At 36.8% G+C, this 25,882-nt stretch carries 21 protein-coding genes and 1 tRNA gene; 16 read left to right on the forward strand and 6 right to left on the reverse strand.

Features of this window, described 5'->3' with window-relative positions; all coding sequences use genetic code 11:
• Window positions 1-2: 2 nt before the first annotated feature.
• Window positions 3-76: transfer RNA gene (locus tag H7254_RS15355), tRNA-Arg, on the reverse strand.
• A 211-nt stretch (window positions 77-287) separates the two neighbouring features.
• On the opposite strand from H7254_RS15355, the gene H7254_RS15360 reads away from it, so the two are divergent.
• Window positions 288-1,574 (forward strand): OmpA family protein, encoded by a 1,287-nt coding sequence (locus H7254_RS15360; RefSeq protein WP_301933801.1) that lies wholly within the window; start codon window positions 288-290, stop codon window positions 1,572-1,574.
• A gap of 228 nt (window positions 1,575-1,802) precedes the next feature.
• Here H7254_RS15360 and H7254_RS15365 read toward each other — a convergent pair whose 3' ends face one another.
• Entirely contained in the window at window positions 1,803-3,782 is a 1,980-nt protein-coding gene (locus H7254_RS15365) for an ABC-F family ATP-binding cassette domain-containing protein (protein ID WP_301933802.1), read from the reverse strand.
• Between the two features lie 112 nt (window positions 3,783-3,894).
• On the opposite strand from H7254_RS15365, the gene H7254_RS15370 reads away from it, so the two are divergent.
• Both H7254_RS15370 and H7254_RS15375 read left to right on the forward strand, forming a co-directional pair.
• Window positions 3,895-4,503 carry a DUF3347 domain-containing protein gene (locus tag H7254_RS15370; protein WP_301933803.1) on the forward strand — a complete coding sequence of 203 codons (609 nt, stop codon included), beginning with the start codon at window positions 3,895-3,897 and terminating at the stop codon, window positions 4,501-4,503.
• A 90-nt stretch (window positions 4,504-4,593) separates the two neighbouring features.
• Entirely contained in the window at window positions 4,594-6,948 is a 2,355-nt protein-coding gene (locus tag H7254_RS15375) for a TonB-dependent receptor (protein WP_301933804.1), read from the forward strand.
• Here H7254_RS15375 and H7254_RS15380 read toward each other — a convergent pair whose 3' ends face one another.
• The gene (locus tag H7254_RS15380) at window positions 6,949-8,067 is read right to left on the reverse strand and encodes a hypothetical protein (RefSeq protein WP_301933805.1); all 1,119 of its coding nucleotides are present in this window, start codon (window positions 8,065-8,067) and stop codon (window positions 6,949-6,951) included.
• A gap of 158 nt (window positions 8,068-8,225) precedes the next feature.
• Here H7254_RS15380 and thrS point away from each other — a divergent pair, with 158 nt between their 5' ends.
• From thrS to H7254_RS15405, 5 genes are all read left to right on the forward strand, one after another.
• Window positions 8,226-10,166, forward strand: coding sequence for a threonine--tRNA ligase (gene thrS / locus H7254_RS15385; protein WP_301933806.1), 1,941 nt, complete (start codon window positions 8,226-8,228; stop codon window positions 10,164-10,166).
• A 67-nt stretch (window positions 10,167-10,233) separates the two neighbouring features.
• Entirely contained in the window at window positions 10,234-10,815 is a 582-nt protein-coding gene (gene infC, locus H7254_RS15390; protein ID WP_290338858.1) for a translation initiation factor IF-3, read from the forward strand.
• A 231-nt stretch (window positions 10,816-11,046) separates the two neighbouring features.
• Window positions 11,047-11,247 (forward strand): 50S ribosomal protein L35, encoded by a 201-nt coding sequence (rpmI, locus tag H7254_RS15395; protein ID WP_290338859.1) that lies wholly within the window; start codon window positions 11,047-11,049, stop codon window positions 11,245-11,247.
• 58 nt (window positions 11,248-11,305) lie between these two features.
• Entirely contained in the window at window positions 11,306-11,653 is a 348-nt protein-coding gene (gene rplT / locus H7254_RS15400) for a 50S ribosomal protein L20 (protein WP_301923958.1), read from the forward strand.
• A gap of 153 nt (window positions 11,654-11,806) precedes the next feature.
• Window positions 11,807-13,204, forward strand: a complete 1,398-nt coding sequence (locus H7254_RS15405) for an arginine decarboxylase (RefSeq protein ID WP_301923959.1) — start codon at window positions 11,807-11,809, stop codon at window positions 13,202-13,204.
• 158 nt (window positions 13,205-13,362) lie between these two features.
• On the opposite strand, the gene H7254_RS15410 is transcribed toward H7254_RS15405, so the two are convergent.
• Window positions 13,363-14,622: a hypothetical protein gene (locus H7254_RS15410; RefSeq protein ID WP_301933807.1), complete on the reverse strand. Its 1,260-nt coding sequence runs from the start codon at window positions 14,620-14,622 to the stop codon at window positions 13,363-13,365.
• Window positions 14,623-14,764: 142 nt separating this feature from the next.
• The gene (locus H7254_RS15415) at window positions 14,765-15,205 is read right to left on the reverse strand and encodes an Hsp20/alpha crystallin family protein (RefSeq protein WP_301933808.1); all 441 of its coding nucleotides are present in this window, start codon (window positions 15,203-15,205) and stop codon (window positions 14,765-14,767) included.
• Window positions 15,206-15,449: 244 nt separating this feature from the next.
• On the opposite strand from H7254_RS15415, the gene H7254_RS15420 reads away from it, so the two are divergent.
• From H7254_RS15420 to tpiA, 7 genes are all read left to right on the forward strand, one after another.
• On the forward strand, window positions 15,450-15,866 hold the full coding sequence (locus H7254_RS15420; RefSeq protein ID WP_301933809.1) for a BrxA/BrxB family bacilliredoxin: 417 nt from the start codon (window positions 15,450-15,452) through the stop codon (window positions 15,864-15,866).
• A 71-nt stretch (window positions 15,867-15,937) separates the two neighbouring features.
• A complete protein-coding gene (locus H7254_RS15425) occupies window positions 15,938-17,311 on the forward strand; it encodes a prolipoprotein diacylglyceryl transferase (protein ID WP_301933810.1) in 1,374 nt (457 codons plus the stop codon).
• Between the two features lie 152 nt (window positions 17,312-17,463).
• A complete protein-coding gene (locus H7254_RS15430) occupies window positions 17,464-19,908 on the forward strand; it encodes an outer membrane beta-barrel family protein (protein WP_301933811.1) in 2,445 nt (814 codons plus the stop codon).
• A 108-nt stretch (window positions 19,909-20,016) separates the two neighbouring features.
• On the forward strand, window positions 20,017-20,508 hold the full coding sequence (locus H7254_RS15435) for a YajQ family cyclic di-GMP-binding protein (RefSeq protein ID WP_301933812.1): 492 nt from the start codon (window positions 20,017-20,019) through the stop codon (window positions 20,506-20,508).
• Window positions 20,509-20,655: 147 nt separating this feature from the next.
• On the forward strand, window positions 20,656-20,910 hold the full coding sequence (locus H7254_RS15440) for a type B 50S ribosomal protein L31 (protein ID WP_301923966.1): 255 nt from the start codon (window positions 20,656-20,658) through the stop codon (window positions 20,908-20,910).
• Window positions 20,911-21,025: 115 nt separating this feature from the next.
• Complete coding sequence (locus H7254_RS15445) at window positions 21,026-22,045, forward strand: putative sugar nucleotidyl transferase (protein WP_301933813.1); 1,020 nt, start codon at window positions 21,026-21,028, stop codon at window positions 22,043-22,045.
• A gap of 11 nt (window positions 22,046-22,056) precedes the next feature.
• Window positions 22,057-22,818, forward strand: coding sequence for a triose-phosphate isomerase (gene tpiA, locus H7254_RS15450; RefSeq protein ID WP_301933814.1), 762 nt, complete (start codon window positions 22,057-22,059; stop codon window positions 22,816-22,818).
• A 15-nt stretch (window positions 22,819-22,833) separates the two neighbouring features.
• On the opposite strand, the gene H7254_RS15455 is transcribed toward tpiA, so the two are convergent.
• Window positions 22,834-22,989 carry a hypothetical protein gene (locus H7254_RS15455; RefSeq protein WP_301923969.1) on the reverse strand — a complete coding sequence of 52 codons (156 nt, stop codon included), beginning with the start codon at window positions 22,987-22,989 and terminating at the stop codon, window positions 22,834-22,836.
• 187 nt (window positions 22,990-23,176) lie between these two features.
• On the opposite strand from H7254_RS15455, the gene H7254_RS15460 reads away from it, so the two are divergent.
• Complete coding sequence (locus H7254_RS15460; RefSeq protein ID WP_301933815.1) at window positions 23,177-25,879, forward strand: 4-alpha-glucanotransferase; 2,703 nt, start codon at window positions 23,177-23,179, stop codon at window positions 25,877-25,879.
• The last annotated feature ends 3 nt before the right edge of the window (window positions 25,880-25,882 follow it).

Raw genomic sequence — 25,882 nt, forward strand, 5'->3', positions numbered from 1 at the left:
AGTGACCTGGATTGGATTCGAACCAATGACCCCCAGCTTAGAAGGCTGATGCTCTATCCAGCTGAGCTACCAAGTCTTTAATTTTTGCAAATATAGGGCAATTCAATTATTCACTTTGGGTGTTTTTAAAATAATGGGACGATTGCAAAAATTCCGCTGAATTAATTACCCATAACATTCAGCTTCGTTATTACATATCGATCGAATTAAATGAAAACAATGTATAAAATTTATATATATAAATGGCATCCTTATTGATCTTGAGGCCTTAAAAATTAATTATGAGAATGAAACAACTTAAAGCAACAATCATTTTTGTTTGCCTTGCACACATTGGTTTTGCACAAAATTTTGGTGGTCCCAAAAAAGGTTCGGCAGTCGGTTTTAGCGCTAACCTGGTAGATTTTTCCGCCTCGGTTCCAAAAGTAGGAAAAGTAGATCCTGGCTTTTCTCTTATGTACTGGCAGGGTATTACCAGCCACATTGATTATTCAATTCGGTACAATGGGTTGTTTACAGATTATCCTAAAGTAGCAGGTGTTACCAACAGCTATACCAACGAATTTGAAGGATCTTTTCACGCCCGTTTGCTGGAAAACAATCATTTGTTTATTCCATTTTTAACCGCAGGTATTGGCATCGGCAGTTATGGCAAAAACACATGGGCTCCTTATGTTCCATTGGGTGGCGGATTTCAATTAAATATGTTTAACGAAGGGTACTTGTTTTTACAGGCCAATTACAGGGCAACCCTTGCTAAAGAAAAATTAGATAACAACATGTTCTATTCTTTAGGATTTACTCAAAATATACATAGCACAGAAGCTGCTCCTAAAATGGCGCCATTACCGCCGGTACCTGTTGTTACCGACAGAGATCATGATGGTGTGGTGGATAGTCTGGATGCCTGCCCGGATGTTGCTGGCCTGGTATCTTTAAAAGGTTGTCCTGATACCGATGGCGACGGAATTGCAGATGCTGAAGATAAATGTCCGACCGTAAAAGGGTTGGCAAAATACCAGGGTTGTCCTATACCGGATACGGATGGTGATGGGGTAAATGATGAAGAAGACAAATGCCCCACTGTGGCCGGCGTTGCAAGATACCAGGGCTGTCCAATACCGGATACAGATGGTGATGGTGTAAATGATGAAGAAGATAAATGTCCTAAAGAAGCAGGCCCGGCATCTAATTTTGGCTGCCCGGTAATTGACGTATTAATTATCGAGAAGATAAAAGTGAGTGCAAAAAATCTTTTCTTCGCAACCGGAAGTGCTAAGTTGCTGGCTAAATCCAGTGTATCCTTAAACAATGTGATAACAATTTTAACTGAAAACCCTGGTTTTAAAGTTGATATTTCAGGGTATACCGATAATACGGGTAAAGCAGATAAAAACCAATTATTGTCAGAGGCAAGAGCCAACGCAGTGAAGACATATTTTGTAACAAAAGGCGTTGATGAAAGTCGGCTGAATGCTACAGGTTTTGGCTCAGATAAACCTATTGCTGATAACAAAACCGCAAAAGGGCGTACCCAAAACAGAAGAGTGGAAATGACCGTTAGAAATTTTTGATCAAACTAATTAAATAAAAAAGCCTCACAATTTAAGTGAGGCTTTTTTATTTTCAGGCAATAGTATTAATAAAAATTATTGACCTGGCAAATACAGCAGCTATGTGGAACTTCAGTGGCGTCGCACTCTTCAACAATTTATCTTTGTGGCAGGCTTCCCCAATTTACTACCATTTACTGCAAGCTTAAAAACACGCAGTACAGCATCCCGTAAAACCTGGTACGCTTTTTATCCCATTTTTTCTTCCAGTTCCATCACTTTTTCAAATACTGTTTCGTATTCTTTATTTAAACCAATCAACTCTGTGGTTACTGATTTATATTCAGTTTCAGTTTGTTGAAATTTATCCTTGTTGCCATAACTCTCCGGCGAAGCCATCAAAGTTTCCAGCGCAGTTTTACGCTGGTTAAGCTGAGCCAGTTTTTCTTCTATCTGCTGAAAGCGGGATTTATTTTTCTGGTATTCTTTTTTTATCTCCTTATCAACCGGGCTGCGTTGTTGCGTAACTGACGGCATTACGTCAGCAGCAGTTTCTTTTTTAACGGGCTGTTCTTTATTATTTTTCTGCTCTATATTTTTTGTGCCGGATTCGGCAATTTTAGCCGCAGCAAGTCTTCTTTCTTTCCAGTCTTCCCACTCAGCATAACTGCCTTTAAACTCTAAAATTTTATGGTCTTCGATTTCCCATATTTTATTGGCAATCTTACTAACAAAATGCCTGTCGTGACTAACAAATACAATACTTCCTTCATAATTATTTAATGAACCAATCAACAGGTCAACCGAATGTATATCCAGGTGATTGGTAGGTTCATCCAGCATTAAAAAATTGGCTTTACTTACAATTGTTTTTGCCAGTGCAACCCTTGCTTTTTCACCCCCACTCAATACTTTAATTTTCTTATCCACATCATCGCCGCTAAATAAAAAGCAACCGAGTAAACTTCTTAATTCCAGATCGGTTTTACCACTGCGGCTGTCTTTCATTTCATCCAGCACCGTATTGTTAATATTCAATGCCTCCAGTTGATGCTGTGCATAAAACGATTCATCTACATTGTGGCCCCATATCCGTTCACCTGTAAACTCTTCTGAACCTACAATCACCCGCAGTAAAGTTGATTTACCTTTTCCGTTTGCACCAATCAGCGCTATCTTATCACCCCGGTCAATTTCGGCCCCCGTATCTTCCATAATTACCAGGTCGCCAAAGCTTTTTGAAACATGTTTCAAGGTACATAAAACACGACCCGGCTGCTTATCTACCGAAAAGTTTATCCGCATATTCGGTCTTTCAATTTCCACATTTTCAATACGGTCCAATTTTTCCAGGCGCTTTACAATACTCTGTGCTGCAGCGGCTTTACTTGCTTTGGCTTTAAAACGTTCCACAAAACGTTCATTCTGCCGAATGTAATCCTGCTGGTTTTCATACGCCTTTTGCTGCATGTCTACCCGCAATGCTTTTTCTGTTTCGTAGTAACTATAATTGCCTGTATAAAAATGTAATTTTTGCTGGTATAGTTCCACTACTTTATTCACCATCCTGTCTAAAAAATAACGGTCATGGCTTACCATTACTACCGCACCCTGGTAATGTATCAGGTATTTTTCCAGCCATTCAATACTTGGTAAATCAAGGTGATTGGTAGGTTCATCCAGCAGCAGTACATCTGGGTGCATCAATATCATTTTTGCCAGTAAAACCCTCATGCGCCAGCCTCCGCTAAACAGTTTGTAGGGCTTATGTAAATTTTCATTGGTAAAGCCAAGTCCCTGTAAAATTTCTTCGGTTTTATGATGGATATCGTAACCACCCAATACCTCCAGTTCATGTAATTTTTCTGAGTAATCATGGGCCAGGGTTTCATCGCCGGTTCTTTCAAGTTCATGACCGATGGCTTCAATTTCTTTTTCAAGTTCTTTCACTCTTTCAAAGGCACCCATCGCAACTTCTAAAATAGAATCATCGGTATCAAAACTCAGCAGATCCTGGTGTAAAAAACCAATGGTGGTTTCTTTGCCCTGCTCAACAGTACCTTTGTTGGGTAAATACTGCCTCGTCAATACTTTTAACAGGGTAGATTTACCTGTACCGTTATAACCGATCAGTGCAATCCTTTCATTGGGTTGTATATGCCAGGTGGCATCTTCTACTATCGTTCGGGCACCAAATTCAAACGTAACATTTTGTAATCCTAAAAGCATAAGTATATATAAAAAATTTATGGTTCAAACCTATTTGGCTGCAAAAGTAATTCAATCGGCAAACTATTTACCTAATTTGATGTTATGCCTTAGCTTTGCGAAAAGTTTTTATATGAAAAGTATAGTATGGGTATTGGTTATTGTAGTATTGGCATTTAGTATTTACTGGTTCAAATTCAGAACCGTTAATGGGGTTGAATCTGCTAAAACAGCCCCTTTAAAAGCGGGCAGAAACTCTTTGATTTTTAATAGTAGTATTGACACACTTATGACGGCCTATTTTGATTTAAAAACTGCATTTGTAGAAGCAGATTCTATCATGGCCAAAACGGCTGCACAAAAGCTTTCGATTGTTGCCAGGGGTATCAAACTGGATGAATTAAAAAAAGATTCTGCCGGCATTGCAGAGAGTGCAGTGATGCAGTTAAACGACATCAAGTCCAATACTGAAAGCTTAATAAAACAACCCAACCTTAAGGAAATGCGCCAGGATTTCAGGATGGTAAGCGAAAGCATTTATCCTTTCCTGAAAACAATTCATTATTCAGGCCCAACATTGTATTGGCAAAATTGTCCAATGGCGTTTGGCGAAGGAAAAGAAGCCGCGTGGATTAGTAACACTGCCGAAATCGTAAACCCCTATCTTGGAAAAAAAGACCCTGAATTTAGGGCTTCCATGTTACACTGCGGCGAAACGAAGGATAGTATTGTGGCACGATAAAAACTAAGTAAAATTAATAATTAAAAACATAAACTTAACCCTCACACTTTACAACAAACCTTTAATCAGTATCATGAATCAGTATCAACTATGAAAATATATTTTTGTTTATTTTGTATGATACTGGCTTCTCTTTTTGCGGTGGCGCAAAAAAAATATACCATCAGCGGTTATGCGAAAGATCTGCAAAACGGCGAAACCCTCATCGGCGCTACTATTACAGTAAAAGGAAATTCGAAAGGCATTACCAGCAATCAATATGGTTTTTACTCTATTACTTTATTAGACGGAAATTATGAATTGATTTGCTCTTACGCCGGCTATCAGCCAAAAATAACCGAAGTAAAACTTGATGCCGATCAGTCATTAAATTTTGACCTGATTACAAGGTCTGCCCTTCAGGAAGTAGTTATCACCGCTAAAAAAACAGATGGTAATGTAAAAAATGCACAGATGGGAAAGTTTGTATTACCCATAGAACAGATTAAAGCCATACCCGCTTTTTTAGGAGAAGTTGATCTTTTAAAGACCATACAATTATTGCCGGGTGTTCGCAATGCGGGCGAAGGAAGTGCAGGCATTTATGTTCGTGGTGGCGGACCAGATCAGAACCTGATTATGCTGGATGATGCCATTGTTTACAACACCGGCCATTTATTTGGATTCTTTTCTATCTTTAACTCCGATGCCATCAAAAATGTTTCTTTAATAAAAGGAGGAATGCCCGCCCAATATGGTGGCCGCTTATCAAGCGTGCTGGATATTTCGATGAAAGAAGGCAATGATAAAAAATTTCAGGTAGAAGGGGGGATAGGATTGATTGCTTCCCGCATTTCTATCCAGGGACCTATTAAAAAAAATAAAGCTTCTTTTATTATTTCTGCAAGAAGAACGTATATAGACGCTCTTACAAAACCTTTTATAAAAAAGACCAGCCAGTTCTATGGTTCAGGTTATTATTTTTACGATCTGAATGCTAAAATGAATTATAAATTCTCTGAAAAAGACCGGTTGTATATCAGCGGGTACTTTGGAAGGGATGTGTTTAATTTTGTAAATGGTAAAAGAAGTCTTGATGTAAATATTCCCTGGGGAAATGCAACCGGCACGGTACGTTACAATCATGTTTTTAATAAGCGCCTGTTTGGCAATACTTCATTTGTATTTAATAATTATAATTTTTCGTTTCAGGCAGCTCAAAGTAATTTTAAAATAAAACTTGCGTCGGGCATCCGGGATGTAACCCTTAAACAGGATTTTGATTTGTACCCGTTTACGAATCATAAAATAAAGTTTGGGGGTTTGTATACTTATCACAAATTTACACCGTCAGTTGTAAGCGGTATGCAGGATACGGTTGTTTTTAAACCGCAGAATCCGCAGGCCAAATTTGCACATGAGGCCGCAGTTTATTTGCAGGATGACTGGGATGTTAGTTACAAAATTAAAATAAATGCGGGCCTGCGTTATAGCTGGTTTCAGCAGATTGGCCCTTATAATATTTATACTACCGATGCCAACGGTAACCGCACAGACAGTACAAAATTCAGTAACGGACAGCCGGTAAAAACCTATGGCGGATTAGAACCAAGGTTTACTTTAAGATATGGCATCAATGATGAAACATCCATTAAAGCATCGGTAACAAGAAACCTGCAGTACATACATCTTGTAAGTAATTCTGGCAGTACTTTGCCAACCGATTTGTGGGTACCGAGTACCTATAAGGTAAAGCCTCAGATAAGCTGGCTTTATGCCGCAGGCCTGTTTAAAAACTTTAATAATAACACGTTTGAAACCTCCGTGGAACTGTACTACAAGAGTATGCAAAACCAGATTGAATACGAGGAAGGTTATACACCCAATACGCTGGAAGATACAGAGAAGTTTTTTACCTTCGGCAAGGGATGGAGTTATGGCAGCGAATTTTTTATAAATAAAACAAAAGGCAGGCTTACCGGATGGATCGGTTATACATTAAGTTATACCTGGCGTAAATTTCCTGCGCTGAATTTTGGTGAAAAATATCCGGCTAAGTACGATAGAAGACACGACCTGAGTGTAGTGGCGTTGTATGAATTAAACAAACGCTGGAAACTATCAGCCACGTTTGTTTATGGCAGTGGCAATGCTACAACGTTACCACAACGTTTTTATCTTGTAAATGGAGTGCTTACACAGGAGTACAGCCGCATCAACGAATATCGTTTACCAGCTTATCATCGCCTTGATTTTGCAGGAATTTATTCTCCTAAAAAGAATGAAGGTAGAAAATGGCATTCAGAATGGGTATTCAGTGTTTATAATGTGTACAGTCGTAAAAATCCTTACTTTATTTATTTTGATCAAAACGGAAGTGCTTATGATGGTTCACTAAAGGTGCAGGGTAAACAGGTGAGTCTTTTTCCCATAATACCGGCGGTTACATGGAATTTTAAATTCTGATTACTGCTTTTCTGTTTTTGTTTTATGTATAAAACGAATGGTACCACTCTTTTTAAGATCAGATGAAATACGAACTTCATAACGTTTCTCTCCGTCTGTAACAACCATCAGCGCTGTATTTGGCGGGATGGAGCCTAAATTATCCGCATACATAGTAAGTTCATTAATTTTATAATCTGTAGTTGCATCCAGTGTTAAACTGATCGGTTTTTCACTCAGCATTTTATGCGATAATATTAATTTACCATTATAAAAAAGAGAGATACTGTCGCCATCAACTGCTCCGTTATCATATAGGTCTACCTTAAAATTCTCACTAGTAATTTCAATTGTTTTTAAAACTTCACTGCTTCTTTTTTCAAAATTAGGATCGGCAATAACTGGTACAATTGCAACTTGCTTTTTTACTTCCGGTTCAATTTTTTCAGGAGTAGCTTTCAACAGCGGCGCAGATTTTACAACTTCATATTTATTTGTCGCCAGCGGGGCTAAAGGCTTTATTGTTTTTGTAGCCGGTTTCACTTTGGCAACAGCAGGTGGAACAATTGTTTTTTTATTTTTATTGGCTAGTTTATTTCTATCCTGCACTTCAGGAATTTTAGCTGTAGGTTTTGGTCCTGAAAAAGGCGTTTGTTTTTTCGGCTTATTAAAAGAAGCGAGGTTTTTACTAAGCGTTCTCCTGGTTAAGGTGGTAGTACCGGTACCACATTCACCCGGTTGTCCGGGAGCTGTTTTCCAGGTACCTTTCATCTCTTCCTCATCGCCTTGTTTCTCATACGTTAAAATATGTGTCTGAAGGCAATCACTCCAGCCCAAAGGTGTTGATCCTTTTATTTTAGCTAACTCAGTCACCTTTAAACTTTGGGTACTTTTATAATAAGTGCCCTTTAATGAGCAAATAACATAGTACTTTCTATCCTGAAAATAAGTGTATGAGTAACCGGTTACATTCGATCCTTTTATTTCTATTTCCAATACAAATTCGGTATTGTCACCACCCGTTGCAACAATATCTCCTTTACTATTGAAATAGCCACGCCACTGACCATTAAGTTTTTGTGCAATTCCTGCACAGTTAATCAACAACAGTAATATTAAAACAACTAAAACTTTTTTCATTAGTAATTTTTTTACACAATAGGTATACAGAAAATTTTGAAATCATTTACGCACGCTACTCTATACCCAGGTAATACAAAGATATTTTAGATATGTTCTTGCATACCTAATAGTTTCGTTAAATTTGCAATCTTAAAAATAAGAGAGTTAAATACAATATGATAAAAATTACATTACCGGATGGTGCAGTAAAAGAATATGACGCAGGTGTTTCTTCGATGGATATCGCTAAATCAATCAGTGAAGGTTTAGCCAGAAAAGTGCTGGCAGCCAGCGTTAACGGGCAAGTATGGGATGCTGAAAGACCAATTAGAGAAGATGCGTCTGTACAGTTATTAACGTGGAATGATTTAAATGGCAAAACAACTTTCTGGCATTCGTCTGCACATTTAATGGCAGAGGCAATTGAATCAATGTACCCCGGCGTAAAGTTTTGGGTAGGGCCGCCGTTAGAAACAGGTTTTTATTACGATATTGATCCGGGCGATAATTCTATTGGAGAAGAAGATCTTCGCAGGCTGGAGGTAAAAATGGCAGAACTCGCTAAACAAGCCAATCCTTTTTTACGCAAAGAAATTTCCAAAGCAAATGCAGTACAAATGTTTACTGATAAAGGCGATGAATATAAATTAGACCTGTTGAGTAATTTACACGATGAAGGAATTACTTTATACACACAGGGAAAATTTACTGATTTATGCCGTGGACCACATATACCCAACACCGGTTTTATAAAAGGAATTAAACTTACCAATATTGCAGGCGCTTACTGGAAAGGAGATGAAAAAAATAAAATGCTTACCCGTATTTATGGTGTTACTTTTCCCTCTGTAAAAGAACTGGATGAGTATCTGGTATTATTGGAAGAAGCAAAAAAGCGTGACCATCGTAAACTGGGCAAGGAGCTGGAATTATTTGCCTTTTCAGAAAAAGTGGGGATGGGACTGCCTTTGTGGTTACCAAAAGGTGCAATGCTAAGAGAGAGGCTGCAACAATTTTTACAAAAAGCACAAATGGAAAGTGGTTATCTGCCCGTAATTACGCCACATATTGGCCATAAGAACTTATATGTTACTTCGGGCCATTACGAAAAATATGGCAAGGATAGTTTTCAGCCCATCAAAACGCCGCAGGAAGGAGAGGAGTTTTTTTTAAAGCCGATGAATTGTCCGCACCATTGTGAAATTTATAAAACTTCTCCCCGTAGTTATAAAGACCTACCGTTGCGCCTTGCCGAATTTGGTACAGTTTACCGGTACGAGCAGCATGGCGAATTGCATGGCCTTACCAGAGTACGGGGTTTTACACAGGATGATGCGCATTTGTTTTGCATGCCCAACCAGGTAAAAGATGAGTTTAAAAAAGTGATTGACCTGGTATTGTATGTTTTTAAGTCATTAAGTTTTACCAATTACACCGCACAAATTTCTTTAAGAGATAAAACAGACAGGGCTAAATATATTGGTACCGACGAAAACTGGGAACTGGCAGAACAAGCTATCATCGAAGCATCTGCCGAAAAAGGTTTAAGCACCGTTATTGAATATGGTGAAGCAGCATTTTACGGTCCAAAATTAGACTTTCTGGTTCGGGATGCCATTGGCCGTAAATGGCAGTTAGGCACCATTCAGGTAGATTATAATTTGCCGGAACGATTTGATCTTACTTATATCGGAGAAGACAATGCCAAACACAGACCGGTTATGATTCACCGGGCACCATTTGGTAGCCTGGAAAGGTTTATAGCGTTATTGATTGAGCATTGTGCAGGGAAGTTTCCTTTGTGGCTTGCACCCACCCAGGTAAAATTATTACCAATTAGTGATAAATTTTTGCCATACACAGAAAATGTGGCACAACAATTGAAAAATGCTGATATTCGTGTAGAGATAGATGACAGAAACGAAAAAATCGGAAAAAAAATACGCGATACTGAACTGGCAAAAATTCCTTTGATGCTGGTAATTGGTGAAAAAGAAATGAATGATAATACGGTAGCTACCCGCAGGCAGGGTAAAGGCGACACGGGAGTGCAAACCATTGAAGAATTTATTTTGGCGGTAAACGAAGAAGTAAAAAGCAAAAGAGCTTTTGAATAAAAAATATTTATTAACTTTAAATCAAAACCCGGGCGTTAGCCCGTTATTTTAAATATAAAATCAATTAATGGCATTTCCACCAAGAGCCCCCCGCGGCGCATTTAATCCCCGATTTAAAAAAGAACAACAACAGGAACACCGTACCAACCACATGATAAGAGTACCAGAAGTACGATTGGTAGGTGAGAACATCGAACCTGGTATTTATTCCTTCGCCGATGCACAAAAAATGGCGCAGGATCAGCAATTGGATTTAGTAGAAATTTCTCCGGGTGCTACCCCGCCCGTGTGCAAAATTATTGATTACAATAAGTTTTTGTACGATGAGAAGAAGAAGAAAAAAGAGATGAAGGCGAAGTCGAAAACCAGTGAGGTTAAAGAAGTTCGTTTTACGCCCAATACAGATGATCATGATTTTGAATTTAAATGCAAACATGCAGAGAAGTTTTTGCAGGATGGAAATAAAGTAAAGGCCCATGTTCAGTTTAAAGGCCGTGCAATTATGTTTAAAGAAAGAGGAGAGCTGCTGTTACTGAAATTTGCAGACCGTTTAAAAGATGTAGGTGCATTGGAAGGAATGCCTAAAATGGAAGGCAAAAGGATGCTGGTAATGTTTGCACCGAAAAGTCAGAAGAAACCGAAGAATTAGTATTAGAAAATTATATTTAAAAGGTAAGCATTGGCTTACCTTTTTTGTTAAGGAAAGATATTTACCTGCCTGGGATTTAGGGAAGGTTAAATAAATTTTTAAAACTGCCCGTTTTACAATACCTTCGCCGCCCGAAAAAGAGCTCTTTTTTTTTCGATCATTTCCCACATGGCTCAAAAAGTGTCCGTCTGTTCGGAACGCCAGCAGGGAGTAACTATAATAAGTTATTAAATGCCAAAAGTTAAAACCAACTCAAGCGCAAAAAAGCGTTTTAAAGTTACAGGAACCGGACTGGTTACCTTTCAAAAGCCCTTCAAACGTCACATCTTAACAAAGAAATCTAAGAAACGTAAACGTAATTTAAGAAAAGATGGTGTGGTACATTCTACCAACCACGATTTCGTATTGCGCTTATTACGTCTGAAAGGTTAAATCAGTTTCATCAACCAATTTACATTTCAACACATTAACATTTCAAAATTATTAAGATATGCCACGTTCAAAAAATGCAGTTGCATCCAGGGCCAGAAGAAAAAGAGTTCTTAAAGCCGCTAAGGGTTACTACGGTAAACGTAAAAATGTATATACCGTTGCCAAAAACGTAATGGAAAAAGGGTTAACGTATAGCTACGTTGGCCGTAAATTAAAGAAACGTGAATACCGCACTTTGTGGATTGCACGTATCAACGCTGCAGTTAGAGCAGAAGGATTAACCTACAGTGAATTCATTCACCAGTTAGCTGTTAAAAATATTGATATTAACCGTAAGGTTTTGGCTGATTTAGCCATGAACGAACCTGAAAGTTTTAAAAGTTTGATAGCTCAGGTAAAAGCGTAAGCAATTAAATTATACAAAAAACGAACTCGTTTTGAATATAACATTATAAAAAAGCGGTTATGATAAAATCATAACCGCTTTTTTATTTATTACATTTTACATTCAAGTACATTTGCATTTCATAAATAAAACCCTTCGCAGTCAATGAATAACATGAACAATACTTACGCTGACCTGGTAGATCAGACTTTTAACTTTCCACAACATGATTTTAAAGTTGAAAATGAGTATTTGCAATATAATGGTCAGGATATAAAAGCACTGATTGATAAATATGGTACACCATTAAAGCTTACTTATTTACCTAAAATAGGCATGCAGATTAATAAAGCGAAAGAGATGTTTGCCAATGCTTTTAAAAAGCATAAATACGAAGGAAAGTATAATTATTGTTATTGTACAAAAAGCTCTCATTTCTCCTTCATTGTTGAAGAAGCTTTAAAAAATGATATTCATCTTGAAACCTCTTTTGCTTATGATATTGAAATCGTAAATAAATTATACGAAAAGAAAAAAATTACTAAAGATACATTTATTATTTGTAATGGGTACAAGCAAAAAAACTATACCAGCCGCATTGCCCGGTTGTTAAATACTGGTTTTAAAAATGTAATTCCCATATTGGATAATAAAGACGAATTAAAGGCCTATAAATATGTAAAAGTACCTTTTAAAGTAGGCATTCGGGTAGCAGCAGAAGAGGAGCCTAACTTTCCTTTTTATACCTCTCGTTTGGGTATGCGGGCCAAGGATATACTGGAATTTTATGTAGATGAAATAGAAGGATTTGAGCATAAATTTCAATTGAAAATGTTGCACATCTTTTTAAATAAAGGTATTAAAGATGATATTTATTATTGGAGTGAATTGAATAAAGTAATCAACCTCTATTGCCAGTTGAAAAAGATTTGTCCTGAGTTGGATTCTATCAATATCGGCGGCGGTTTCCCCATTAAACATTCACTGGGTTTTGAATATGATTACCAGTTTATGATCAATGAAATTGTACGTAATATTAAAGTGGCCTGTAAAAGAAACAAAGTACAGATGCCCAATATTTTTACAGAGTTTGGCAGTTATACTGTGGGAGAAAGCATGGCACATATTTATAGTGTAATAGGAGAGAAGATGCAGAACGACCGGGAGATATGGTATATGATAGATTCTTCTTTTATAACTACTTTACCCGATACCTGGGGTATTGGAGAAAAGTTTTTGATGTTGCCTATAAATAAATGGAAAGATGAATATCAACGGGTAACCCTTGGCGGCATTACCTGCGATAGCCATGATTATTATGATAGTGAAGAACATATTAATGAAGTGTTTTTACCAAAATTAACCGCAGGCGGCGAGCCATTATATGTGGGCTTTTTTCATACCGGCGCTTACCAGGATCAGATAAGCGGTTATGGAGGTATCAAGCATTGTTTAATTCCGTCACCACAGCATGTAATAATTGGACATGATAAAAATGGTAAACTTGTTGATTGGGTTTATGCAAAGGAGCAAAGCTATCAAAGTATGCTTAAAATATTAGGATATATGTAATCCTGAATTTTTAGAGGTAGCAAGTGGCTTGATGCCACTTTTTTTGTGTCTGTAACTCATACAGGTACAAGCACTCAACAAAAATACTATTAAACTATTTCTGAGATTAAAATTAGCAATCATTATTTAAGCTTACTGTATTTTACTGAATATAAGCTTCAATTATTATGCTTTACCCTGTATTTTTTATTTACTTTAGGGTTGTTGAAATAATCATCCAATTCTTTTTGGCTCAGGTTATCTTCTGCAATCGGAATATCTATCAACTGAATCTGTGATTGTTTTAATTCGTCTTTTAGTTTACGTGATTTATTTAAAATATCAAGATCTTTTTCCCCAACCAATGTATTGTCGGCCAATAAATATTCAAGCCTCTTAATACTGTTTCTAATTAATGTTCCGGTATTTTGGTCCGAATTGCTGTTTGGTGCAGTTGCTTCTTTTACAGGTACTAATGCTACGCCAACACTGGGTAAAATTTTGCCGGTAGTTTGCTGGGTATTACCAGGTAAAGAAGAGAATACGGTTCCTCCAAGGGCAGTTGATGCAGAGGCCAGGTCAAACCTTGTTCTGGTTCCCTTTGTCTTTTTTATTTTTTTATCCACCAGCCGAAAACTACTTTTTAAAAGCAGCACATAATGTTCAATTTCAGTTCTTAGCGTCTTAAATTCTATCGCTTGTTGCGGGTAATTAATATTATCTTTCACTACAATGGCTATAACTGCAGTATCCTTAACATTAAATTTGTTAGCACCTATAAAATAGATTTCCAGTTTTTTTATTTTTTCTTTATCTGTATCCTTTACAAAATCAAATGGTGCATACCAGGTAAAATCATCATTGCATTTGGTAACTGGTGTTAAAGACTTTATGGGATAATTACTGAAATAGGTAATTTCTTCAACGGGGAAATTGCCATTGTCGCATTGTAATTTAAAACTAATCGTATCACCTTCATCAATAAACAAGGTATTGGCCACAGAAGGTTTTACTTTTGAGGGAATAATTTCGGTATTGTAAAAAAGTAGTACAAAATCAGTATCCACCCGTTCCAGTGGATTATCAAGGTTTTGAACGCTTAACGACACTTTATATTCGTAATCATATTTTAATCTTCCTGAAAGAAAAAAAGACTTTTCTGCCTTAAAAGTAAGCTCTCCATTATCTTTATTAATTTTTAAGCCTACCGGCGAGTTTTTTAAAAACCAAAAATACTTTGCAACATCTTTGTTTATTTGAAGTGGATATTTTAAAGTTGAATCAACATGCAGACTAAAATAAGGGTTTAGATTTTTTATTCTTAAAACGGTATCTGTCTGACTCAATATGTTGGTAAATGAATCTAATTTAATCTGAGAAAAAAGCACTGCAGGACTTATCAAAAAAACCAGGAAATAGGAAATCTTTTTTATCATCATGATTATTTGTTAAGGGGGTATATCAGCGAATTTAAAACATAAAAATAAGACTAACAGCTTATTAATAAAAAATAAGGCTATTTCGTATTGCCGAAATAGCCTTCACTTAACCAAAACCAACTCTATTTATACTTTGTTAAATTTACTGAATGGTAATATCCTTACTTGCTGCTTTTATTTCTTCTTTTTTTGGAAGGGTTAGTTTTAAAATACCATTTTCATATTTTGCTTCAATGTTTGCAGCTTCAATTTTTTCATCCACTGTAAAGCTTCTTTTAAATCCTTTATTGCTAAATTCTTTACGAATGCTTTTTACATTTTCATGGCTGCCTTCATCTTTTTTAACTGCACTGATTACTAATAAAGTGCCCTCTAATTTAATATTGAAATCAGTTTTTTCAATACCGGGAGCAGCAACTTCTAAATGATAAGCACTGGCACTTTCAGTAATATTTACCGGCGGAAATCCCAATACATCTTCCCTGAAAGTTTTACCCAACGAAGCAGGAATTTCATTAAAGATATCCTTCATCAAACCATCAAAATTTTTTGTTGCGTGGTTGTTTACTTTTACGTATGTCATAACTTTTATAATTTTTAGTTTGTTTTAAATTTGTTTGATATCTTTTGTCAAAATATATTCCAATACAAATTTTCGATAGAATTGTCTTATAAAATTCAATTTTAAAGCCATATTGGCAATAAGTATTATAATAAAGTGACTAAATGTCACTTTATTATTAAATCCATACCTCATAAAACATATTGATAAACTTAAATGCTATTTGGCAGTAAGTTTGTAAATTTGCTTTCTAAAAATAAAAACTATGTATCCTGAAGAAATAGTAATACCAATGAAGGAAGAGCTGACTGAAAACGGCTTTGTTGAAATGTTAACGGCTACTGAGGTAGATACCAAAATTGCTGGTGAAGGAACCACACTTGTTGTAATTAATTCTGTGTGTGGCTGTAGTGCGGGAACTGCAAGGCCAGGTGTTTTAATGGCCGTACATAACAGTGCAAAAAAACCTGATAATTTAGCGACCAGTTTTGCAGGTTTTGATGTGGATGCAATAAAAAAAATAAGGGAATATTTATTACCGTATCCTCCCTCATCTCCATCCATTGCCTTATTTAAAAATGGCCAGTTGGTACATTTTATTGAAAGGCATAATATTGAAGGAAGAAGCGCACAAATGATTGCTGAAAATCTGATGGGAGCTTTTGAGCAATACTGTAATTAAAAAAAGAATTAACATTATTTAATCCCGGAACTTTCTGTTTCGGGATTTTTATTTAAGACACTACTATAATTTTGCCGCAAAGAATATTTGAATATCTTGCAGCACTCAATTTAAAAGGCATGTATCCCAATTTATATTACGTTTTTAAAGACTGGTTTGGAGTAGAATGGAAAGCACTTTACTTATTAAATACTTTTGGTTTAATGGTAGCCTTGGGCTTTGTAGCTGCTGCAGTTGTTTTATCAAGCGAATTGAAACGTAAAGAAAAGCAAGGCTTATTATTACCAAGAGAAGAAGCGATTACTGTGGGAATGCCCGCTTCTTTTTTAGATCTGTTTGTAAATTTTGTAACAGGGTTTGTGTTTGGTTATAAACTGTTGGGTTTGTTGCTGAATAAGCCGGATGATGTTACCCCACAAACGTATATTTTTTCAAGAGATGGAAATTTACTGGCTGGTATAATCGTAGGTGCCGTGCTGATTGCATTGAAATGGTGGGAAAAAAATAAGCAAAAGCTAAAAGAGCCCGAGCAAAGAAATGTAAGAATATGGCCACATGACAGGGTAGGGGATATCATCATTCTTGGTTTAATATTTGGCATTTTAGGAGCTAAATTATTTGATGCGATGGAAAACCTGGATGAACTGATCAGCGATCCTATCGGAACACTATTTTCAGGCGGAGGGTTAACTTTTTACGGGGGATTAATTTTAGCAGCTATTGCCATTTGCTGGTTCGCATACAAAAAAGGCATCAAACTGGTTCATTTAACGGATGCAGTAGCACCTGCGTTGATGATTGCCTACGCAGTGGGGCGCATTGGTTGCCAGGTTGCGGGCGATGGCGATTGGGGAATTTATAACAGCGCTTATTTAAGTGATGCTTATGGAAAAGTAACGGAATGTACACCAGGTGAATTTAAACAGCAACTTAATAAATATGCCTCCTATCATTTAGAAAGAAGAATATTGGATAGCGGAAATGTGTACACTTACATACCAGCCGCCCGAACGTTTCCCAGCCTGGATGCGGTTCCTCACCTTTCACTTAAAGCTCCTTCTTTTTTGCCCAAATGGATGGTTGCCTATTCTTACCCGATGAATGTAAATAAAGATGGAAAAAAGATACCGGGTTGTACCGAAGAGCATTGCCGGGTACTACCCCAACCTGTTTTTCCTACCGCCTTTTATGAAACTGTCGTCTGTACCCTGCTTTTTTTAATGCTTTGGGCTTATCGTAAAAGGATAAAAATACCGGGTATAATGTTTGGCGCATATCTTATTATAAATGGATTTGAACGTTTTTTTATAGAAAAAATCCGGGTAAATCATCTTTATTCTGTACTGGGCTTTCAATTAAGCCAGGCAGAAATAATTGCCTTTTTTCTAATACTGGCCGGAATTGTATTTATCGTTATTGCTAAATTAAAATATGCCAGGGCTTAGTAGCTACCTCGCTTTCCAATCAACCGTCATCTCGTAAATTCTGTTTACCAGTCATTGGTAAAATACTGCCGTTTGTGTATTATACTGTTCCTTGCATTGCAAAGTACCTACTTTTGTTATGTACAATTCAAAACAAAGTATAAAGCATAACCATGAAACAATTATTAAATCTGCTGGGGGCAATTAGTATAAGTATTGCCAGCTTCGCACAATCAAACGGAAAAATTTCAGGTACAATTAAGGAAGGCGGTAATCAACAGATACTTAAAGGTGCTTCAATTTCATTGCTGCACAGTAGCGATAGCAGCCTGGCAAAGGCTTCCATTACAGATAAAGATGGAAATTTCTTTTTCGAAAATATTAACCAAGGCATTTATTTTTTAACTGCTTCTTATATAGGCCGTAAAACAGTTAACAGTAAATCATTTGTTTTGTCTGCGGATAAACCGACCGTTGTTGTGGAAGTGTTGCAATTGCTTCCAAATGACAAAGATTTAAAAGAGGTAAGCGTAATTTCTAAAAAAGCTTTTATCGAAAGAAAGATTGATAAAACCGTTGTAAATGTAGATGCTTCTGTAACCAATGCCGGTTCAACAGCCATGGATGTGTTGGAAAAAAGCCCGGGTGTTACGGTGGATAAAGATGGTAATATCAGCCTGAAAGGTAAGCAGGGGGTTATGATAATGCTGGATGGTAAACCCTCGTTTCTTCCCGGTGCGGAACTGGCAAATTTGTTAAGAAACATGTCTGCTGCCAACCTCGATCAGATTGAAATTATGACCAATCCTTCTGCAAAATATGATGCAGCCGGTAACTCAGGTATCATCAACATCAAAACCAAAAAAACTAAGCAAAAAGGAATGAATGGCAGTCTTACACTCGGTTATGGACAAGGGGTATACGCAAAAACCAATAACAGCCTTAATTTAAATTACCGCAATGGAAAGTTCAATATATTCAGTACTTTAAGCGTTAACCAGCGCAAAAATTATCAGCATCTGGATATCAAACGTGTTTACAAAAATATGGATCAGTCAGTGACTGCCATATTTGATCAAAACGCCAGAATGCTACACAATAACGGAAGCAATAGCGCTAAAATAGGTGTAGATTATTACGCCAGTAAAAAAACAACTATTGGGTTTGTTGTATCTGGTTTTATAAATCCTGAAAAACAAACAAATCTAAATACAAGCTATCTTAAAAACGGGTTTGGTATAGTGGACTCTGTTGCAGTTTCCACCGGTTCAGAAGATGGATCATGGAAAAATGGTGCCATCAATTTTAATCTTCGCCACCAGTTTGATTCGACAGGAAGAGAGTTTACCATGGATATTGATTACATGGATTATAACGCTACCAAAACACAGCCGTTCAGCAATATTACTTATCTTCCAAACGGCACCGTTTCCAATAGCAATCAACTGGTGGGAGAATTACCTTCTGTAATAAAAATTTATTCGGCAAAAGCTGATTATACCCATCCTGTAAAAAACATTGTAAAAATTGAAACCGGTATAAAAACAAGTTTTGTAAATACCGATAATACAGCAGGATATTTTAATATCATCAATGATGTTAAGCATCCGGATTATGAAAAAAGTAATCGCTTCAGATACAAAGAAAATATTAATGCAGCCTACTTTAATGCAAGTAAAGAAATTAAAAAATGGGGTTTTCAGGCGGGGCTAAGGCTTGAAAATACCAATTATTCAGGCAACCAGTTTGGTAACCCGCAACGAACCGACAGTTCATTTACAAAAAGTTATGTAGGGCTGTTTCCAACCATGTTTGTAAGTTACAATGCCAATGAAAAAAATCAGTTTAGTTTTTCTTACGGCAGACGAATTAACCGGCCGGCTTACGAGGATTTGAATCCTTTTATGTTTTATCTGGATAAATATACTTATGGTGAAGGCAATCCTTTTTTACGTCCTTCCTATGCCAACGTACTGGAGATGTCGCATACATTTCAGCAGTGGTTAACGACAACAGTAAATTATTCTCATACAAAGGATTTATTCAGCGAAATTTTTGAGCCAAGGGGATATGCCACGGTTATTAAGCAAGGTAATTTAGCAAGTGCTGATAACGCAAGTATTTCAGTAAGTGCTCAAAAACCGCTCACTAAAATATGGACATTGATTGTTTATTCAGAAGCCAATTATAGTCAATATAAAGGATTAACATTTGGAAATTCTGAAAAGCGGACCGGTAATACATATCTGGCCAATATTAACAACCAGTTTAAATTTAATAAGGGCTGGAGTGCCGAATTATCGGGTTTCTACCGTACCAAAGGTATTGAAGGGCAGGTATCAATCAATCCGCTGAGCCAGGTTAATGCCGGTGTGCAGAAGGAAATACTAAAGAAGAAAGGAACACTTAAATTAAATATTCGGGATGCATTTTTTTCTATGGTACAAAATGGCAAACTTGATATTTTGAATACCGATGCAAGTTTTCATCAGTATGGAGATTCAAGGGTTGTTTCTCTCAACTTTACTTATCGTTTCGGTAAATCAATAAAAGGAGTTCAAAAAAGAAAAACAGGTGGTGCCGGAGATGAACAGAACAGGATTAAAGGTGTAAATTAGAAAGAAGCAAATAAAATAATATTGTTATTTAATATGGCTATTTCAGAAAAAAAATAAAACACTTAATTTTGTAATTCATAATTATAAATATTTTATAAAATATTCCCCATGCCATCATTTGATTTTGCCAGTAAAGTTGATTTGCAAACATTAGACAACGCAATTAACACCGTTAGTAAAGAAGTTACCAACCGGTTCGATTTTAAAGGAAGCCACGTATTGATTGAACTAAATAAAAAAGATTTTAAAGTAAACCTGGAGGCAGATAGTGAGATGAAACTCAGCCAGATTATAGATGTGCTCATCAGCAGAAGTATGAAACAGGGACTTGCCGCAGAAGTATACGATTTATCAAAAGAGCCGCATCAAAGCGGAAAAATTGTGAAGAAGGAAATACCCGTTAGAAATGGTATTAAACAGGAAGATGCAAAAAAAATAGTAAAACTGATAAAAGACAGCGGGTTAAAGGTACAGGCTGCAATTATGGATGACATTATCCGCATTACCGGTAAAAAAATTGACGACCTCCAGGATGTAATACAGGCATCCAAAAGCTGGGATATTGGCATTGCCTTACAACAAACCAATATGAAAAGTTAAGCAATGCTGATAGTTTATTACGGAAAGATATATGACTAAACTTTTTTTATGTATTGTCTCATTCAGTAATCATTATTAATTTATTTGCCTTATTTTTGCATTCTTAAAAAACGGCATGGCAAAATCCATGCACAAACCTTTACAATTATGAAAAAAGATTTGCATCCCAAAAATTACCGCTTTGTAGTTTTCAAAGACATGAGTAATGGAACTACCTTTTTAAGCCGTTCTACTGCTAACTCAAACGAAATGATCAAGCACGAAGATGGTAAAGATTACCCTGTAATTAAACTGGAAATTTCAAATACATCTCACCCGTTTTATACCGGTAAAAATGTATTGGTGGATACCGCAGGACGTATTGATAAATTTAAGAGACGTTACGAAAAGAAGGCAAATTAGTATTCTTTACTATTTTTATTTCTTCTGTACATACTTTATGTCCCTTCGGCTTCCGGGGGGATTTTTTATTTGATAACAATTGGGTTGATAATTTTTTGCTTTGTAATTTAGATGCATGACAGGGATAACGGATGATCATTTATTTAAGGAGCAATTATATCCTTTTACAGCAACAAGGGCGGTTGCAGATATTCGCATCGGTATACTCACTATCCGTGAAAAATGGGCATTCATTGCACAGGGGATTGATGCCGGTATAGACAATACAAAAGTTCCTGCCAATATTATCCCCACAAAAAATAATATTCATACCATTTTAAATGCCGTTGGTAATTACAATTCATGGACAAATGCCGAAAATATAAAAAGCATTCAACGGCCATGGGATATCTTTTTACTCAATGGATGGGCCTTGCAAAAGGATTTTGAACTTATAACCTCAGGAAGAAAATCAGCACCTTTATCACCCACCAATAAAGCAATTGCAGCTGAAAATATTTTTATAGAAGAAGGCGCAACAGTGGAGCATAGTATTATAAATGCCAGTGCCGGCCCTGTTTATATTGGCAAAAATGCACAGGTAATGGAAGGATGTTTGATACGTGGACCATTTGCATTGTGCGAAGGTGCTATGCTTAAAATGGGGTGTAAAATTTATGGAGCAACTACTATTGGACCTCACTGTGTGGCTGGAGGCGAAATTAAAAATTCTGTAATGTTTGCCAACAGCAATAAAGCACATGACGGATATTTGGGGGATAGCGTAATAGGCGAGTGGTGTAACCTGGGAGGTGGTACCACCACATCCAATATAAAAAATACAGCAGGTAATGTTAATGTATGGAATAATAAAATAAGGGGTTATGAAGAGATGGGCTTAAAATGTGGATTGCTAATGGGCGATTATAGCCGGGCTGCCATCAATACTTCTTTTAATACAGGTACAGTTGTAGGCGTTTGCTGCAATATTTTTGGTGAAGGATTTCCACCTAAATTAGTGGCTGATTTTACATGGGGTAAAGAAAGATATTTTTTTGATAAAGCTTTGCAGGATATTGACAACTGGAAAAAATTAAAGGGTACTACTATTTCATTGCACGAAAAAGAAATTTTAAAACAACTTTACAATCAATAAACATTTAAAATATGAGAAAACAAATAGCCGCGGCTAACTGGAAAATGAACCTTACTATTCAGCAAGGTGAAACGTTGGTAAAGGAACTGGTGGAAGCAACACAGGAATTAAATGAAAACCAGGAAGCTGTTTTTGCAGTACCTTTTCCGTACCTGGTAAATGTAAAAAATATACTGGCTGGCAAAAGTCATGTTTTTGTAGCAGCGCAAAATTGCTATAACAAAGTATCAGGAGCTTATACAGGCGAAGTGAGTGCGGAAATATTAAAAAGTATTGGAACAGATTATGTTATTATAGGACATAGCGAGCGCAGGGAATATTTTGCAGAAAGTAACCAGATGCTGGCAGATAAAATTGACATTTGCATCGAATACGGTTTAAAACCAATTTTTTGCTGTGGTGAAGCATTGGAAATAAGGGAAGCTGGTACTCAGAATATTTTTGTGGAAAAGCAGATTAAAGAAAGCCTTTTTCACTTGTCTGCCGAACAGTTAAGCGGTTTTGTAATTGCCTACGAACCAATATGGGCAATAGGTACAGGTAAAACAGCTTCCAGCACACAGGCACAGGAAATACATGCTTACATACGCAGTGTAATAGCCAACGGGTACGGTAATGAAGTAGCGGAAAGCATTTCTATTTTATATGGCGGTAGTGTAAAAGCGGCGAACGCAAAGGAAATATTCAGCAATCCGGATGTTGATGGCGGGCTTGTTGGAGGCGCTTCTTTAATGGCCACAGAATTTGCAGCCATCATAAGAAGTTTAAAATAAATTTTTAATTAAAATTTACATGAGGTCTAATGCCTTTGCAAAAAAAGTAAAGTTAAAGGGCAACACTAATGAAGCATAACCGCCAGCATAGACATAGGTTACAACAAGGCCTGCGATTGAAAGCAGAAATAGTATCCAATAAATGCCGGTAGATTTTTTAGTTGTTTCCATTAATAAATATTTTTGCAAAAATAGGGTAAAACGCACAATTTTTTTGGCTTACCTTTTCATTTTTATATTTTGTTTTAATGATTTTAAAATCGCTTAAACCAGCGCAATTGCTTAAACCTATTTTATTTGTATTCTAAACATTTTGCAGCAAAGGTTTTATATTGCTGTTTATTAACCTGCTTTACAAATGACCATTAACTTTTATTTGCGGTTTCATCTCCAATTCGGACAAACAATGTATGTTACAGGAAGCTGTAATGCTTTAGGAAATTATGATCAAACCAAAGCTATCCCATTGCAATACTTAAACGATGAGTTTTGTAATTGCCGGATTGAAATACCTGACACAGAAACGGATTCCGCCAATATTGAATACCATTATATTTTAAAAGATGCCAATGGAAATTATATTGTTGAAGGAAAAGATGATAAAGAGATTGATTTTACCAAAAAAAATATCATTGAGCTGGAATTAGTTGATACCTGGAACTACGCCGGTACAATTGAAAATGCATTTTACACCAAACCATTCAGAGACGTTTTATTAAAAAACAGTAGTCCGGTTGCACACACTGAAACATCTCCTGATGTTGCGGCCACACACCTGTTTAAAGTAAAGTGCCCGTTACTTAAAGAAAATGAAGTGGTGTGTATTACGGGAAGTGGAAAAACTTTCGGCGACTGGAATACAGTAGCACCTTTACTGTTAACTAAACAAGATAACTGGTGGATAACAAAAATTAACCTGTCCAATGGCGGTTTTGCATTGTCTTATAAATATGGTATTTATAACGTAAAAGAAAAATCATTTGTTGTATTTGAAACAGGCGATAACCGTTTATTGCCCGGCGATAGCGGCCAGCGGAAAATGACTATCCTGCATGATGGTTTTGTGCGCAGCGGTGCTGCTAATTGGAAGGGCGCAGGAGTAGCTATTCCGGTATTTAGTTTGCGCAGCGAAAATAGTTTTGGCACAGGGGAGTTTTCTGACATAGAATTATTAGTTGACTGGGCAAAACAAACCGGGTTAAAATTAATACAACTGTTACCGGTAAACGATACCACTGCAACACATACCTGGCTTGATTCTTATCCGTATGCGGCTGTTTCGGCATTTGCTTTGCATCCTTTATTTTTAAATCTCAACAAGATAGCAGATAGCAAAAACGCGTCTATCATAAAAACGATCAAACAAAAACAAAAAGAGTTAAATGCGTTATCCGAAGTAGATTATGAACAGGTAATGCAATATAAGTTTGACACTGTAAAAAAATTGTATCATGAACAAAAACAAGATTTCAGAAGCGATTTAAAATATGTTGAATATTTTGATTTAAACCGGCATTGGCTGGTACCATATGCTGTGTTTTGTTATTTAAGGGATAAATATAAAACAGCCGATTACAGTAAGTGGCCTGTCTGCAGTGTGTACGAAGAAAACGCCATACAAGAGCTTGCATCGACAGCCCAGACTCATTATGATGGCATTGCCCTGCATTACTTTATTCAGTATCATCTACACCTGCAGTTAAAAGCAGCCACATTGTATGCACATAGAAATGGCATCGTGGTAAAAGGAGATTTACCCATTGGTATTTACCGGTACAGCTGTGATGCGTGGATGGCGCCGGATTTATTTAATATGGATGCACAGGCCGGGGCTCCTCCGGATGATTTTGCCGTGAAGGGACAAAACTGGGGCTTTCCTACTTACAACTGGAAAAAAATGCAGGAGGATGATTTTGCATGGTGGCGGCTGCGTTTTAAACAAATGAGTGCATATTTTGACGTATTTCGTATAGATCATATCCTGGGTTTTTTTAGAATATGGAGCATTCCTTTAGATGCCGTTGAAGGAATACTGGGGCATTTTGTACCGGCTATTCCAGTGCAGATCAGTGAACTAATTCAAAACAATATTTCTTTTCAGTATCAACGGTATTGTAAACCTTACATCACCGAGTATGTATTGCAGGAAAAATTTAAAGAGCGGGCTGATTTTGTAAAAGAAAATTTTTTAACACAGGCAGATGGCTTTTATGAACTGAAACCTGCTTTTGATACACAAAGAAAAGTAGCTGTTTATTTTAACCAGGTAACTGCAACAGACTTTACTCAACTAATTAAAAGCGGTCTTTTTGATCTTATCAGCAATATTATTTTTATTGAAGAGCCGGGCTCAGGGATGAAGCAATTTCATTTTCGCATCGGTATGGAAAATACAACTTCTTTTAGAGATCTGGATGAGAATACCAAACAAAAACTCAAAGACCTGTATGTTAGTTATTTCTTTCGCCGCCAGGATGATTTTTGGAGAAAACAGGCTATGGAAAAACTTCCGGAGTTAAAGCGCAGTACAGATATGCTGGTTTGTGGCGAAGACCTGGGTATGGTGCCGGATTGTGTGCCGGATGTTATGCGGCAGTTAGGAGTGCTTAGCCTGGAGATACAAAGAATGCCCAAACAAACAGGCCTTATCTTTTTTCATCCCCGGGATGCACCTTATTTAAGTGTGGTTACCCCATCTACGCACGATATGAGTACAGTACGAGGCTGGTGGGAAGAAGACCCTTCCAAAACCCAATATTTTTATAACAATATGCTTGGCCATTATGGAGCTGCACCCTTTTATTGTGAACCATACCTTAACAAAGAAATTGTATCGCAGCATCTGTATTCTCCTGCCATGTGGAGCATCTTTCAGTTGCAGGATATTTTAGGTAGCAGCGCAGCCCTGCGAAGAAACAATCCCAATGATGAGCGCATCAATATTCCATCTGATCCTGCACATTACTGGCGATACAGAATGCACCTTACGTTGGAAGACTTGTTAAAAGAAACTGCTTTTAATGAAGACCTTAAAAAAGATGTACAGGCAAGTGGCCGTTAAAAT

Source organism: Ferruginibacter sp., assembly GCF_014377975.1.
In the GTDB taxonomy this organism is placed as follows: domain Bacteria; phylum Bacteroidota; class Bacteroidia; order Chitinophagales; family Chitinophagaceae; genus Ferruginibacter.